Genomic DNA, 15,108 nt, shown 5'->3' with positions numbered 1-15,108 from the left:
CGGGTTGGGCAGCTCGCTCAGGTCCATCAGCGCACCGCGGCCGGCGTAGTCCTGGAGGAACTTCTCGTCCATGGTGATGACGTCCGGCGGGTCACCACCGGCGGTGGGGGGGGCGAGCCGGGCCCAGGACCCGGGGGAGTCCGCGGACTGTCCCTCGGTGGCGACTCCCTCGGTCTCACTCTCGTAGTCCTCGATGATGGCCTCGTTCACGGCGTGACGCGGGTCCGAGCCCCACCAGGACCACACGAGGTCGCCGCCTCCGGTGTTGGAACCGCCGCCGTTGCCGCACGCGGTCGCCGACAGCCCGAGGCCGGCGATCATCAGTACGGCCGTCGCGGTCCTGCGGGGCGAGAACGTGGTCATGGCACACTTCTTTCGCGAGGAAGGTACTTGCAGGAAGGGCTGTCGCATCACTTGCCGCCAGTGGTCGCGATGCCCTTGACCAGGTACTTCTGGCCGAACAGGAACACCAGGAAGATGGGGAGCAGGGACACGATCGACATGGCGAACAGCGATCCCCACGAGGAGGTCGCGGTCGAATCGACGAAGGACCGCAGCGCGACCGGCACTGTGTACATCTCCGGATCCGTCAGGAAGATCAGCTGGCTGAAGAAGTCGTTCCAGGTCCAAATGAACGTGAAGATCGTGGTCGTGGCCAGTGCGGGAAGCATCAGCGGCAGGATGATCCGGGTGAAGATCTTGAAGTGCCCGCAACCGTCGATCCGAGCGGCCTCGTCGAGCTCCCGGGGCAGTCCGCGGATGAACTGGATCATGAGGAACACGAAGAACGCGTCCGTGGCCAGCAGCTTCGGGAGGATCAGCGGGATGAAGGTGTTCACCCATCCGAACTGGGAGAAGATGATGTACTGCGGCACGATCACCACGTGGATGGGGAGCATGATCGTCATCAGCATGATGGCGAACAGCAGGTTCCGCTTCCGGAACTTCAGCCGGGCGAAGGCGTAGGCCGCCAGCGAGCAGGACACCAGGTTCCCGATGATGGAGCCCATGACCACGATCATGGAGTTGACCATGTAGTGGCCGAACGGCGAGCGCAGGGCGTTCCAGCCCTCCACGTAGTTCTGGATCTCGAAAGTGGTCAGGAGCAGACCTGTGAGCCGGAAGATCTCGTCATTGGGCCGCAGTGAGCTCACCAGCATCCACAGGAGCGGGTAGAGCATCACGAAACCGAAGACGATCAGCAGCAGGTGCTTGATGAGGCGGTTCCGGGCACCTCGACCCCTTGGTCGCGGGCGGTCCTCCGTACGCGGGGTCCCGTCGGAATTCTGTGGGCCGTCCACGACCGGCGGCAGCTGCGCGGTCTCGGCCCCGAGGTTAGTCGTCATAGAACACCCAGTATTTCGAAGCGATGAAGTTCAGGAAGGTGAAGACGGCGATGATGATCAGCAGCAGCCATGCCATCGCCGAGGCGTAGCCCATCTCGAAGTTCGTGAAACCCCGCTGGTACAGGTACAGGGTGAAGAACATCGTGGAATCACTGGGACCACCCGTGCCACCGGAGACCACGAACGCCTGCGTGAAGGACTGGAAGGCCCCGATGATCTGCAGCACCAGGTTGAAGAAGATGATCGGCGTCAGCAGCGGGATGGTGATGCTGGCGAACTGGCGCACCTTGGACGCGCCGTCCACCGAGGCTGCCTCGTAGTACATGGTGGGGATCTGGCGGAGACCGGCCAGGAAGATGATCATGGGGGCACCGAAGGTCCACACGTTGAGGATCATCAGCGTTCCGAGGGCCGTAGACGGATCGGCGATCCACCCGCGTCCCTCGATGCCGACCACCGCGAGGAGCTGGTTGATCAGACCGGAGTTGCCGAAGATCTGGCGCCACAGCACCGCGATGGCCACCGAGCCGCCCAGGAGCGAGGGCAGGTAGTAGATCGAACGGTAGAACCCGAGACCGCGCATGCCGCGGTCGAGGACCAGGGCGAGAGCCAGGGCGGCGACCAGCTGCAGGGGTACGGAGATGAACACGTAGAGGAAGGTGACCTTCAGCGAGTTCAGGAGCCGGGCGTCCTGCATCATCCGGATGTAGTTGTCGAGCCCGATCCACTCCGGTGGCTGCAGCAGGTTGTAGTCGGTGAACGAGAGGTAGAGGGATGCGGCCATGGGGCCGATCGTGATGAGGCCGAGGCCCAGGAGCCACGGGGCGAGGAAGAGGTAGGACGCCCGCTCCTCCTTCTTCTCCGCGTCGGTCAGCGGACGCTTGGGACCCTTGGGCCCGCGTTTCATCCGGGACAATTCACCTAAAGCTGACATCGCCCGTCCTTTCCCTTGGAACGGGGAATGGCGCGGGAATTGTTCTGCTCATTCTCGGGGACAATGTCCTCATGCCGACCCTCCTCTTGAATCGTCATTGTTTCTTGCGGGATCGCATAAGTCCGAGCCGTGTGAAAACGGTTTCTCAGCGACTGCTAGTCGACGATAGCGTGTGATCCACCCCACGTCAAGGAAAGCGATTACCTGCACGATTCCGGCGTTGGCAGCGTCCCAAACAGGGAGGTTCAGCGTCTCCGAGCCCAGATTCGCGGCCCCGTCCCTCCACCATGGTGGAGGTTCTTCGATACGGGCCTCGAGGGTATTGCTTCCGATGTGGGTAATTGATATCGAATCGAGATCGTCCGGTGATATCAATTGATCATCTCGTGAGCCGCGTTGTACGTTGTCAGCAAATAATTCTCCCCATCGATCCCGATGGCAGAGCCGCCGACCACGTGCGTGCCCTGCATACCGGTGACATCGACCATCCCCCATCCATCCCTTGTCTGAGGAGCACGAATGAGCACAGCACCACGAAGCAGCATGCCGGCCGGCGCCACGGTCGAGGACGTGCACCAGGACCGGATACGCCACGTCGAGCTCTCCACGCTCACCCTGCCGCTCGAGGTGCCGATCAGTGACGCGAAGGTCCTGACGGGCCGGCAGAAGCCGATGACCGAGATCGTGTTCCTCTTCAGCACCATCACCACCGAGCAGGGGTACAGCGGGCTCGGCTTCAGCTACTCGAAGCGCGCGGGCGGACCGGCCCAGTACGCCCATGCCAGGGACGTGGCCGAGAACCTCCTCGGTGAGGACCCCAGCGACATCGGGAGGATCTACCAGCAACTCCTCTGGGCCGGCGCCTCCGTGGGCCGCAGCGGTGTGGCCACCCAGGCCATCGCAGCGCTGGACATAGCGCTCTACGATCTGCTGGCCAAGCGTGCGCACCTCCCGCTGGCGAAGCTCCTCGGCTCCTACCGTGACTCCGTGCGGACCTACAACACCTCCGGCGGGTTCCTGCAGGCTCCGCTCGAGGAGGTGAAGGAGCGAGCGAGCTCGTCGCTGGCGGACGGGATCGGCGGAATCAAGATCAAGGTGGGTCATCCCGATCCCCGCGTGGACCTCGCCCGGGTGTCGGGGATCCGTGAGCACCTGGGTCCGGACGTGCCGCTCATGGTGGATGCGAATCAGCAGTGGGACCGGCCCACGGCGCTCCGCATGGGACGCGCGTTGGAGCAGTTCGACCTGACCTGGATCGAGGAGCCCCTCGACGCCTACGACGCCGAGGGTCACGCGGAGCTGGCGCGGGCCCTGGACACCCCTGTGGCCACCGGGGAGATGCTGTCCAGCGTCAACGACCACGTCAGCCTCATCACGCACCGGTCGGCGGACATCATCCAGCCGGATGCACCGCGCATCGGCGGTATCACCCCCTTCCTCCGCCTGGCCGCACTGGCGGACCATGCAGGTCTCCAGCTGGCCCCGCACTTCGCCATGGAGATCCATCTCCACCTGGCGGCGGCGTACCCCCGCGAGCCGTGGGTGGAGCACTTCGAGTGGCTGAACCCCCTGTTCAACGAGCGCCTCGAGACACGCGACGGGCGCATGATCGTGCCCCTCCGGCCCGGGCTGGGTTTCACGCTGAGCGAGCAGGCCCTCGCCTGGACCACGGAGTCCGTAGAGTTCGGCACCCGCTGATCCTCACCGCCGCACGGTGCCCGCGGACGGTCTGCGGCGTTCCGGACCATTCCTTCCCCGGAACACCGCAGGCGGCCCTTCCGGGGAAGGACCGCCTGGGTGCGTGGGGCCGAACAGGTTCTGCGGGTATCAGGCGACCTCGGGCGGCAGGACGAGACCTGCTCCGGGGATCGCCGCGAGCAGTGCCTGGGTGTACGCGGTCTGCGGGCTGTCGAATACCGCGTCGGTGGTGCCCTGTTCCACCAGCTTCCCCTTCTGCATGACCACCACGTGGTCGGCGATCTGCCGGACCACCGCGAGGTCGTGCGTGATGAAGAGGTAGCTGAGGCCGAGCTCCGACTGCAGGTCCGCGAGCAGGTTCAGGATCTGGGCCTGCACCAGGACGTCGAGCGCCGAGACGGCCTCGTCACAGATGACCACCTCGGGATCCAGCGCCAGCGCCCGCGCGATCGCCACACGCTGGCGCTGGCCGCCCGAGAGCTCGTTGGGGAACCGCTGCATCATGGAGGACGGCAGGGCCACCTGGTCCAGCAGCTCCCGGACCTTCTTCTCCCGGCTCTTCGCATTGCCCACGTTGTGGACCCGCAGGGGCTCCTCGATGGTCCGGTAGATGTTGTACATCGGGTCCAGCGAACCGTACGGGTCCTGGAAGATCGGCTGCACACGGCGCCGGAAGTCGAACAGCTCCTTGCGCTTCAGCGTGGTGATGTCCACACCGTCGAATTTGATGCTGCCGGAGGTGGCGCTCTCCAGTCCCAGCACCATCTTGGCCACGGTGGACTTCCCGGACCCGGACTCCCCGACCACGGCGGTGGTGGTACCGCGGGCGATGGAGAGCGAGACGTCGTCCACGGCCGTGAAGTCCGTGGACCTGCCCCAGCTGCCGCGGATCTTGAAGACCTTGGTGAGGTCCTCCACCTCGATGATCTTGTCCAGGGACGCCGCCTTCGACACGGCGGGCGCCAGGAGGTCCTCCGACTCCACCCCGGCCTGCTTCGCCGACTCGATCCGTCGCGATGCGATGGACGGGGCGGAGGAGACGAGCTTCTGGGTGTACGGGTGCCGGGGGTTGGTCAGCAGCTCGAGCGCCGGGCCGGCCTCCACGACCTGCCCCTTGTACATCACGACCACCTTGTGGGCGCGTTCGGCCGCGAGGCCGAGATCGTGCGTGATGAGCAGCACGGCGGTACCGAGCTCCTCCGTCATGGTGTCGAGGTGGTCGAGGATCTGCCGCTGCACGGTCACGTCCAGGGCCGACGTCGGTTCGTCGGCGATCAGCAGGCGCGGCCTGCAGGAGAGCCCGATGGCGATCAGCGCACGCTGGCGCATACCGCCCGAGAACTCGTGCGGGTACTGGTTGGCACGCGCTGCGGCGTCGGGCAGGCCTGCCTCGGAGAGGACCTTGGCCACGTCCTGCGGTCCGCTGGGCAGCCCGTTGGCCTTCAGTGTCTCCTTGACCTGGAACCCGATCTTCCACACCGGGTTGAGGTTGGACATCGGATCCTGCGGCACCATGCCGATCGAGGAGCCGCGGAGCTCCACGATGCGCTTCTCCGAGGCGTGGGTGATGTCCTCGCCGTCGAAGACGATGCTGCCGTTCGAGACCCGCCCGTTGCCGGGCAGCAGTCCGATGGCGGCCAGCGCCGTCGTCGACTTGCCGGATCCCGACTCCCCCACGATCGCGACGGTCTCGCCGGGCATCACGGTCAGGTGCGCGTTGCGCACCGCCGGGACGTCCCCGTTCGACGTCGTGAAGGTGATGGCGAGGTCGCGGAGCTCGAGCAGTGGTTGCGGCACTCCCGAGGGCGGCTGCTCCGCCCTGGTGTCCTTGCCCGCGGCCCGGCGGCCGCTCTCCTTGCCGGTACTGGAGCTCATCGTTTGCGTGCCTTCGGGTCGAGAGCGTCACGCAGGGCGTCGCCCAGCATGATGAAGCTCAGAACGGTGATCGAGAGCGCGAGCCCCGGCCAGAAGATGGCCATCGGGTTGCTGCGCAGGGACGGCTTCGCCGAGAAGATGTCGTTCCCCCAGGACATGACGTCCGGCGGGAGCCCGATTCCCAGGAAGGACAGCGTGGACTCCGCCACGATGAACGTGCCCAGGGAGATGGTCGCGATGACGATCACGGGTGCGAGGGCGTTCGGGATCACGTGCTTCACGAGGGAGCCCATGGGTGAGACCCCGAGCGAGCGGGCGGCCGTCACGAAGTCCGCGTTGCGTACCTCGATCACCGCGGCTCGGGTGATGCGCGCGATCTGCGGCCAGCCGAAGGTGACCAGGATGACCACGAGCGTCCACACGTTCCGGTTCTGCTGGAAGGCGGGCAGCTGCACCACCACGATCGCGCCGAGGATCAGCGGCAGGGCGAAGAAGATGTCACCCACGCGGGCGAGGATCGCATCCACCCAGCCACCGAAGAAGCCGGCCAGGGCGCCGATGAATCCGCCGATCACCACGACGCCGAGGGTGGCGAAGAGCCCGACCGTCAGCGAGGACTGCGTGCCCCAGACCACGCGTGCCAGGATGTCGCACCCCTGCACGGTGAAGCCGAGCGGGTGTCCGGGAGCGGGCCCGCCGTCGGAGTTGGCGAGCTGGCAGTTGTCGTTCGGTGGCTCGCTGGTGAACACCCCCGGGAACAGCGCCACGAAGATCACCCCGAGGATCAGGAGGGCACTGATGATGAACAGCGGCTGCTTGCGCAGGCTCCGCCAGGCCTCCCCCCAGAGGCTGCGGGGTGCGGCGTCGGACACGGCGCTGTCGGTGGCCCGCACGGGCGTCTCGTCCAGGTCCGCGACGAAGTGCTCGATCGGGTGGGCTGAGGTCTTGGTCCGGGCCACGGGGGTGGGAGCCTCGGTGGGGATCGGTGCCCCGGCTCCGCTCGGTGCGGACGATGATGTTGGTTCAGGCATATCGAATCCTTGGGTCCAGCCATGCGTACAGGAGGTCCACCAGCAGGTTCGCGAGGCAGAAGATGAGGATCAGGAAGGTGACGATCGAGACGACCATCGGCCCGTCCCCGTTCAGTACGGCGCGGTACAGGGTGTTGCCGACCCCGTTGACGTTGAAGATGCCCTCGGTGACGATCGCGCCACCCATGAGGGCGCCGAGGTCCGCCCCGAGGAAGGTGACCACCGGGATCAGGGAGTTGCGGAGCACGTGGACGCTGACCACGCGCCTGCGGCTCAGGCCCTTGGCCGTGGCGGTCCGGACGTAGTCCGCATTGACGTTCTCGATGATGCTGGTGCGGGTCAGGCGCAGCACGTAGGCGAAGGACACCAGACCCAGCACCACCGCAGGGAGCAGGAGCTCGGTGAAAGTGGCGTCGCCGCTCACCGTGGGACTGGTCCACTGCAGCTTGACCCCGATGAGGAACTGCATGAGGAAGCCGAGCACGAAGATGGGCACGGCGATGACCACCAGCGACAGGATCAGGACGGAGGAGTCGAAGATCTTGCCCTTCCGGAGACCCGCCACGAGGCCGAAGAGGATGCCGAAGACGGCTTCGATGACCAGGGCCATGATGGCGAGCCTGGCGGTGGTGGGGAAGACCTCCGCGATGATGGTCGCGATCGGGCGGCCCGAGAAGTTCGTGCCGAGATCGAAGGTCAGCACGCCCTTCAGGTAGAGCAGGTACTGGATCCAGAACGGCTCGTCCAGGTTGTACTGCTCGCGCAGACCCGCGACGACGGCCGGGGTGCATCCGCGCTCACCGCAGATGGCCGCGGTCGCGTCGCCGGGGAGGCTGAAGACGAGGAAGTACACCAGCAGGGTGGCACCCAGGAAGACCGGGATCAGCTGCAGGAAGCGGCGGACGATGTACCAGGCCATCAGTGCGCACCTCCCGGCGCGCGGCGCGTCCGGACGGGACGCGAGGAGGGGTTGTTCATGAGGGGATGAACCTTTGTCTAAGTGCACGGAAAAGGGGCCCGCCCGATGATGCGCAGCGGGCCCCTCGACCGTTACGGGTTACTTGCCGGTGATGGCGTAGTAGAGCGGAACACCGTTCCAGCCGAACTCGACGGGGTTGACGTTGTTGCTCCAGCCACCCTGGGCCACCTGGTACCACAGCGGGATGGCAGGGAGGTCCTCGAGGAGCTTCTCCTGGGCCCTGTTCATGGCCTCGTTGCCCTCCTCGACCGAGGCCGCCGCGAGTCCGTCGCTCAGCTCCTGGTCGAATTCGGGGTTGTCGTACCGGGCATCGTTGGACCCGGCGCCCGAGGCGTAGATCGGTCCGAGGAAGTTGTACAGCGACGGGTAGTCGGCCTGCCAGCCGGCACGGAGGGCACCGGTGAGAGTTCCCTCGGTCGCTTCCGTACGAGCCTCCTTGAAGGTGGCGTACGGCTTGCCGGAGAGCTCGATGCCGAGGTTGTTCTTGACGCTGTTGACCACGGCCTCGACCCACGTCTTGTGGTCGCCCTTGTCGGCGTTGTAGCCGATGGTCAGGGGCTCGGACTCGTCGTAGGGCTCGATGGCCTCGGCCTCTTCCCACAGCTCCTTGGCGCGGTCCGGGTTGAACTCGAGGTTCTCGCTGCCCGGCAGGTCCGACTGGTAGCCGTCCAGGACGGGAGCGGTGAAGTCCTTGGCCGGGGTGCGGCCGTTGTTGAAGATCACCGTGGTGATCTCCTCGCGGTCGATGGCCATCGAGAGGGCCTGGCGGCGCAGCTTGCCGGCCTCGCCGTCCCAGTTCGGGAGGTAGTACGGGATCGCGATGGTCTGGTTGCCCGCGTACGGCGACTCGATCGAGTTCTCGCCGAGGTCGTTCTTGAAGTTCTTGACGTCACTGGTGGGGATGATCTTGAGGACGTCGAGGTTGTCCGAGATCAGGTCCTGGTAGGCCGTCGTGTCGCTCTGGTAGATCTTGAAGGTGATGCCGGCGTTCTGCGCGGCCTGCGGACCCTCGTAGTCCTCGTTGGGGACCAGTTCGATCTGCTGGTTGTGCTGCCAGGCGCCCTCGGAGGCGAACTTGTAGGGTCCGTTGCCCACGGGGTTCTCGCCGTAGGTCGCCGGGTCCTCCAGTGCCGCGGCGGGCATCGGGAAGAAGGCACTGTAGCCCAGGCGCAGCGGCCAGTCGGACTCCGGCTGCGCGAGCGCGACGGTGAAGGTGGTGTCGTCCACGACGGTGAGTCCGCTCATGGTGTCCACGGTGGCGCCCTCGGCGCTGACCTCGTCGTAGCCCTCGATGCTCTCGAAGAAGTAGCTGGCCAGCTGGGCGTTCTTCGCCGCGGCACCGTAGTTCCACGCGTCCACGAAGGAGCTCGCGGTGACGGGGTCACCGTTGGTGAAGGTCTGGCCCTCCTTGAGCGTGATCGTGTAGTTCTGGGCGTCGTCGGTCTCGATGGACTCGGCGACCTCGTTCTGCGTGGCGCCGTCGGCGTCGTAGCTGACCAGGCCCACGAAGAGCAGGTCGAGGATCGCCCCGCCACCCACCTCGTTGGTGCTGGTGGGGATCAGCGGGTTCTGGGGCTCGGAACCGTCCACCACGATCACGGCGTCGTTGTCGCCGCTCGCGGTACCCGCCTCCTCGTTGCTGCCGCCGCCGCATGCACTGAGCGACAGGGCTGCGACAGCAGCCACGCTCAGCATCTTGGAAGTGCGCGTGAAACGCATTCCGCCTCCTCTTTGTTGGGTGGGTCCGGCCCTGGGATGGCCGGTGGTCGTCGCCCCGCGGACAGCGAGATCGAACTCACATCGGGAAATCATATGCCTGTTTGGTTGCTTCTCGGAACATCCGGGGAGGCCCGGTTGTCAGCTGACACCCAGGTTCGATGGTCGAACGCATGACGACGCGGCTCATCCCCCGCCCGACGGTCGGATCACGATCTGGTAACGGCCCACCGGGAACCCTCCATCGGTGGATGCCCGGTCAGTCGGTGGAGGCCTGGAGCGCAGCCCGCAGCTCGCGGCGCTCCCGCTGCTTCTCCGGGTCGGGGAGCGGCACGGCCGCGAGCAGACGCTGCGTGTAGGGGTCCTGGGGGCGGCGCAGGATCTGGTCGCGCGTGCCCTGTTCCACGATCTTCCCCCGCTGCATCACGCAGATGTAGTCGGCGAGGACGTCCACCACGGCGAGGTCGTGGGTGACGAACAGGCATGCGAAGCCGAGTTCCTTCTGCAGGTTCTGGAACAGCTCCAGCACCTTCGCCTGGACGGACACGTCCAGGGCCGACGTCGGCTCGTCCGCCACCATCAGCTTCGGCCTGAGGGACAGGGCACGTGCGATGCCCACGCGCTGCTTCTGGCCGCCGGAGAGCTCGTGCGGATACCGGTTGCGGTATGCGCGGGGAAGCTCCACCTGGTCCAGGAGGGCCTCGATGCGTTTCTGCAGTTCACCGCCCTTGGCCTCGCCGGCCAGGAACATCGGCTCCCCGATGCTCTCGCCGATCGGCAGCCGGGGGTTCAGCGACGACGACGGGTCCTGGAACACCATGCCCACGTGGCGCCGTACCTTGCCGAGTTCCTTGGACGTGGGCCTGAACCCAGAGATGTCCGTGCCCACCACCTTCAGCGAACCGGCCGCCACCGGCAGGAGCCCCACCGCGGCCCGGCCGATCGTCGTCTTGCCGGAACCGGACTCACCCACGAGACCGATTACCTGACCGGGGTGCACGGTGAGGTTGGCGCCCTCCACCGCACGGAAGGCGGGCACGCGGCCCTGCTTCGGGTACTCGATCGCCACGTCCACCAGCTCCAGGACGGGATCGGTGGTCGGCGTGGGGACCTCCGCCTCCCGGTCCTGGGCGAGCAGGTGCTGCTCGCGACGCTCGAGCTCGTCGTGGCCCACCGTCTCCAGCTCGGTGTGGGTGGCGGCGGCCAGCGCTGCGGTGATGTCGACGTCGTGCTCCCCGTCCCCCTGCCCCAGGTGCGGGACGGCGGCGAGCAGCGCCTTCGTGTACTCGTGCTGGGGGTTATTGAAGATCTGGTCCGCCGTGCCGGTCTCCACGATGCGGCCCTTGCGCATCACGGCGATCCGGTCCGCGAGGTCCGCCACCACGCCCATGTCGTGCGTGATGAGCACGATCGCGCTGTTGAGCTGGTTCCGGAGGTTCCGCATCAGGTCGAGGATCTCGGCCTGGACGGTGACGTCCAGCGCGGTGGTCGGCTCGTCCGCGATCAGGAGCTTGGGATCGCAGGAGAGCGACTGCGCGATCATGGCGCGCTGGCGCTGACCGCCGGAGAGCTGGTGCGGGTAGGACCTGAACGCCTTCTGCGGATCGGGCAGCTCGACCATCTGCAGGAGCCGCAGGGCCCGCTGCTCGGCCTCCGCCGGTGAGATCTCGTTGTGCAGGCGCAGGGTCTCCACGATCTGGAAACCCACGGTGTACACGGGGTTGAGCGCGGTCATGGGCTCCTGGAAGATCACCGCGACGTCGTTCCCGCGGATCTGCCGGAGCTTCGCCGGGGACGCGGAGAGGATCGAGGTGCCGTTGAGCAGCACCTCCCCCGTGACCCGGCTGTTGGAGGGCAGCAGGCCGAGGAGCGACATGGAGCTGGCGCTCTTACCGGACCCGGACTCCCCCACGATCGCGAGCACCTCCCCGGCGTTCACCTCGTAGGTGAGGTCGATCGCCGCCGGCACCCACTGCTTGTCCACACCGAAGTCGACGTTGAGGTTCCGGACCTCGAGCACGGGCCCGGAGGCGGAGCGGTTCGACCCACCGTTGCCGGTACTGCCGATGACCTGGGTACTCATGGGGTGATCTCCTTACGGACGGAGCGGCCGCGGGGCCGGCGACGCTCCTGGATTGCTGCATCGGGGTGTGCTGCTGGAACCATGGAGCCATGGAGAGTTCGCAGGGAGCGCCCGGTCCCACGGTGTTCAAACCACGCACCAGCATCTGGTTCACGGCCGTCGCGGTGCTGGTCACCGGCGGCGGGCTGATGTCCGTGGTGCTGTCCGAGGGTCCGTCCGGGCTCCTCACCGGATGGCCGCTGGTGGGTGTGGCCTACCTGGGCTGGTGGCTCTTCTGGTACCCGGCGGTGCTGCTCACCCCGGAGTCGGTGATCCTGCGCAACCCGGTCTCCACCGTCCACGTGCCCTGGGCGTCGCTGATCGACATCGACACCAGGTACGCGCTGAAGCTGGTGACGCCCGGAGGCTCCTACACCGCGTGGGCCGCACCGGCACCCGGTGTCTGGGGAACACATGCCGGCAGACCCGAGCACCTTACCGACCTGCCGTCCACCAGTTACGGCGTCGGCGGATCGGTCCGGCCGGGAGACCTCCGCAACACCGATTCGGGCTCCGCGGCGTACCTGGTGCGCAGCCGCTGGCAGGAGCTCGTGGAGCGCGGCGCGGTGGACGTCGATGCCCCCGGCCGTGTACGACGACGCCCCAACGTGGCACCGCTGGTCGCAGCGGTGGTCCTGGTGGCGGCGAGCATCGTCACCCTGGCGGGCAGCGCCTAGGGTGCAGCTCACGCGGAGACCGGCTTCGCCGCGTTCCTGGCGCGTGCCGCATTGAACTTCTTCTGCCGCGGGTCGAAGGCATCACGGAGGCCGTCGCCGATGAAGTTGATGCAGAGGCAGATCAGCACGATGAACAGGCCCGGGAACCAGAACAGCCAGGGCCTGGTCTGGAAGGCCTCCTGGTTCTGGCTGATGATGAGGCCGAGCGAGACGTCCGGTGCCTTGACCCCGAAGCCGATGTAGCTGAGTGCCGTCTCGAGCAGGATCGCGGAGGACATCAGCAGCGTGGTGTTGACGATGATCACCCCCACCGCGTTGGGCAGGATGTGCTTGAAGATGATTCGCGCGTTCGAGGCACCGGCGATCTTCGCCGCGTCGACGAACTCGCGCTCCCGCAGGGTGAGGAACTCGCCACGCACCAGCCGCGCGAGCCCCGTCCACAGCACCAAGCCGAGGAAGATGCCGAGCAGCCAGATCTGGGCACCGGATCCGACGAAGCGGTTGACCGCCTGGCCGAGGGTCGCTGCTGCGAGGACCACGGGGATGATGATGATGACGTCGGTGAAACGCATCAGCACGGCTTCGGTCCAGCCGCGGAAGTACCCCGAGCAGGCTCCGACTACCACGCCGACCAGCCCGGCGAGCGTGCCGATGATCACCATGATGATGATCGAGTTCTGCGTACCGCGCATGGTCATCGCGAAGTAGTCACGGCCGATCGAGTCCTGCCCGAACGGGTGCTCCCCCCAGCTGAACGGACCGGTGACCGTGGGCGCGCCGCCGTCGAGCAGGGCCACGAACTGCGTGTGGTTGTACTTCCACCAGCCGGGGATTCCCGCGAACCCCACGGAGGTGAAGGAGAGGACCACGACGGCGGCGAAGACGATCAGGCTGACGATGGCCGCGGTGTTCCCGAGGAACTTCTTCCGGACGATCTGCCCCTGGGAGAGCCCCTTCGCCTCCGCCTCGGGAGTCGGGTGCGTGGGCCCGGTGACCGTCGCGGCTTCGCCGCGCGGGAGGTCGGAGGGGGTCTGAGTGCTCATGCTTTCACCCTTACGCGAGGATCGAGGAAGGAGTACACGATGTCGGCCAGGAGGTTGAACACCAGCGCGAGGATGCCGGCCACCAGGAAGAAGCCCATGATGGGATCCGGGTCCACCCGCTGCAGCGCCTGGACGAACAGCTGGCCCATCCCCGCGAAGGCGAAGACCTGCTCGGTGATGATCGCTCCGCCGATCAGCGCGCCGATGTCGAAGGCCACGAGGGTGGCGAGCGGGATGAGCGCGTTGCGGAACGCGTGCCGCATGATCACCGTGCGCTCGCTGAGGCCCTTGGCCCGGGCGGTGCGGATGTAGTCCATGTTCATGATCTCCAGCATCGACGCCCGGGAGTAGCGGCTGTAGCCGGCGAGGGAGGCGAGGAGGAGGGCCAGCGTGGGGAGCAGGAGGTGCGTGAAGGTGTCGAGGCCGTTGATCCAGAAACCGCCGTCGAGGCCGGGGGTCTCCGCGCCGACCGTGGCAATGGGCCTTCCACGGATGCGGGGGTTGTCCACGTAGGACGGCCAGGTGACCATGAAGCGGTCCACGACGATCAGCAGCCCCATGAGCAGACCGGTCGACGCCGCAGCACGCATGCTCTGACCGCGGTCGTACCCGCCCATGACGTAACCGACGGCGAGGCCCACCAGCACGGTGGCGATCGCGAGCCCCACGATCAGCCAGACGGTCGCGCCGTTGAGGAACGGGTTGACCACGTAGTAGGCCACCAGGCCGAGTGCCACCATGATCAGCGCGGAGAGCAGGGCCTTACGGTTCCGCAGCCCTGCCGTGAGCAGCACGATCCCGAAGGCCGCGCCGACCCCGGTGACGAGGAGCACCACAGGGCCGAGACCGGGGGTCGAGAACCAGTCCACCGCACCGAGCACGAACAGGAGGGCCGCGGCCACCACGGCGCCCAGGACGAAGGCGATCCCCTTCCGAGCCCAGGGCCGGCTGGCGAACAGCGACCAGATCAGTCCGCTCGCGATGGCGACCACGAGGATGGTGGAGCCCGATATCTGCGGATCGGCCAGGAAGTTGTTGAACCCGATCGCCCCGAACTCCTTGAGCAGCACGGCGAGCCAGAAGATCGGCAGGGAGAAGAAGAGGAAGGACATGAAGGTCACGCCGTAGTCCAGGCCGCTGTACTGGCGCAGGGCGGTGATGATGCCCAGGGACACCCCGATGACGATCGCGAGGAAGGTGGCCGCCGTCACGAGCGTGATGGTGTTGCCCATCGCACGGACCAGGGCGGTCGCCACGGGCTCGCCCTGGATGCTCTGTCCGAGGTCGCAGGTGGCCGCGAACGGGACGAGGCACTTCGCCGCGCCCGCCAGCCACCCGAAGTAGCGCAGCGGCGCCGGGGTGTCCAGGTCCAGCAGATCGATCCTCTGCTGGATGAGCTGGTCGCGGTTGGGGGCGTTGCTGCCGCGGAGGTCCTCAAGCGGATCCCCGGAGAGGGCCGTCAGCTGGTAGACGACGAAGGATGCTCCGAAGAGGATGAGGACGGCCGTCACGAGACGTCGGACGATGTAGGTCAGCATTGGATCTCGAGCCTCGCTAGTGGTGTCGGGAAGGCGTTCCCGTGCTATCGCGAAAGTGTAGTGCAGGGCTTTGCACAGCGGAATGTGGCCTTTCCCAATGACTCCCTGAGCTCCGGGAGGGAGGAGGGTGCTCGTCGGGGCAGGAGACG

At 66.7% G+C, this 15,108-nt stretch carries 11 protein-coding genes and 1 pseudogene; 2 read left to right on the top strand and 10 right to left on the bottom strand.

Annotated features, from left to right (window positions below; translation table 11 throughout):
• The 3 genes and pseudogenes from AC792_RS11520 to AC792_RS11510 form a co-directional block, all read right to left on the bottom strand.
• A pseudogene (locus tag AC792_RS11520) lies at positions 1 to 363 on the bottom strand (extracellular solute-binding protein); the annotation flags it as partial.
• Positions 364 to 410: 47 nt separating this feature from the next.
• On the bottom strand, positions 411 to 1,346 hold the full coding sequence (locus AC792_RS11515; RefSeq protein WP_049830656.1) for a carbohydrate ABC transporter permease: 936 nt from the start codon (positions 1,344 to 1,346) through the stop codon (positions 411 to 413).
• Positions 1,336 to 2,280 (bottom strand): carbohydrate ABC transporter permease, encoded by a 945-nt coding sequence (locus tag AC792_RS11510; protein ID WP_049830655.1) that lies wholly within the window; start codon positions 2,278 to 2,280, stop codon positions 1,336 to 1,338. The genes AC792_RS11515 and AC792_RS11510 overlap by 11 nt, the downstream gene beginning before the upstream one ends.
• Before the next feature lie 519 nt (positions 2,281 to 2,799).
• On the opposite strand from AC792_RS11510, the gene AC792_RS11505 reads away from it, so the two are divergent.
• Positions 2,800 to 3,978: an L-talarate/galactarate dehydratase gene (locus AC792_RS11505; RefSeq protein WP_200903401.1), complete on the top strand. Its 1,179-nt coding sequence runs from the start codon at positions 2,800 to 2,802 to the stop codon at positions 3,976 to 3,978.
• Between the two features lie 129 nt (positions 3,979 to 4,107).
• Here the strand turns inward: AC792_RS11505 and AC792_RS11500 are convergent, their stop codons facing one another.
• The 5 genes from AC792_RS11500 to AC792_RS11480 all read right to left on the bottom strand — a co-directional run bounded on the left by AC792_RS11500 (position 4,108) and on the right by AC792_RS11480 (position 11,662).
• On the bottom strand, positions 4,108 to 5,853 hold the full coding sequence (locus tag AC792_RS11500) for an ABC transporter ATP-binding protein (RefSeq protein WP_049830653.1): 1,746 nt from the start codon (positions 5,851 to 5,853) through the stop codon (positions 4,108 to 4,110).
• Positions 5,850 to 6,884, bottom strand: coding sequence for an ABC transporter permease (locus AC792_RS11495; RefSeq protein WP_082177683.1), 1,035 nt, complete (start codon positions 6,882 to 6,884; stop codon positions 5,850 to 5,852). The genes AC792_RS11500 and AC792_RS11495 overlap by 4 nt, the downstream gene beginning before the upstream one ends.
• Positions 6,877 to 7,803, bottom strand: a complete 927-nt coding sequence (locus AC792_RS11490) for an ABC transporter permease (protein ID WP_049830652.1) — start codon at positions 7,801 to 7,803, stop codon at positions 6,877 to 6,879. Before AC792_RS11490 ends, AC792_RS11495 begins: the two co-directional genes overlap by 8 nt.
• 138 nt (positions 7,804 to 7,941) lie before the next feature.
• Positions 7,942 to 9,582: a peptide ABC transporter substrate-binding protein gene (locus tag AC792_RS11485; RefSeq protein ID WP_049830651.1), complete on the bottom strand. Its 1,641-nt coding sequence runs from the start codon at positions 9,580 to 9,582 to the stop codon at positions 7,942 to 7,944.
• A 256-nt stretch (positions 9,583 to 9,838) separates the two neighbouring features.
• Positions 9,839 to 11,662, bottom strand: coding sequence for an ABC transporter ATP-binding protein (locus AC792_RS11480; RefSeq protein WP_049830650.1), 1,824 nt, complete (start codon positions 11,660 to 11,662; stop codon positions 9,839 to 9,841).
• A gap of 89 nt (positions 11,663 to 11,751) precedes the next feature.
• On the opposite strand from AC792_RS11480, the gene AC792_RS11475 reads away from it, so the two are divergent.
• On the top strand, positions 11,752 to 12,378 hold the full coding sequence (locus AC792_RS11475; RefSeq protein WP_049830649.1) for a PH domain-containing protein: 627 nt from the start codon (positions 11,752 to 11,754) through the stop codon (positions 12,376 to 12,378).
• 8 nt (positions 12,379 to 12,386) lie between these two features.
• On the opposite strand, the gene AC792_RS11470 is transcribed toward AC792_RS11475, so the two are convergent.
• Together AC792_RS11470 and AC792_RS11465 are read right to left on the bottom strand one after the other, a co-directional pair.
• Positions 12,387 to 13,421: an ABC transporter permease gene (locus tag AC792_RS11470; protein ID WP_049830648.1), complete on the bottom strand. Its 1,035-nt coding sequence runs from the start codon at positions 13,419 to 13,421 to the stop codon at positions 12,387 to 12,389.
• The gene (locus AC792_RS11465; RefSeq protein WP_049830647.1) at positions 13,418 to 14,959 is read right to left on the bottom strand and encodes an ABC transporter permease; all 1,542 of its coding nucleotides are present in this window, start codon (positions 14,957 to 14,959) and stop codon (positions 13,418 to 13,420) included. Before AC792_RS11465 ends, AC792_RS11470 begins: the two co-directional genes overlap by 4 nt.
• Positions 14,960 to 15,108 lie beyond the last annotated feature (149 nt).

The organism is Arthrobacter sp. RIT-PI-e, assembly GCF_001187915.1.
Classification (GTDB): Bacteria; Actinomycetota; Actinomycetes; order Actinomycetales; family Micrococcaceae; genus Arthrobacter_D.
Note: the sequence above shows the minus strand (reverse complement) of the source record. Positions and strands in the feature narration are given on the sequence as shown.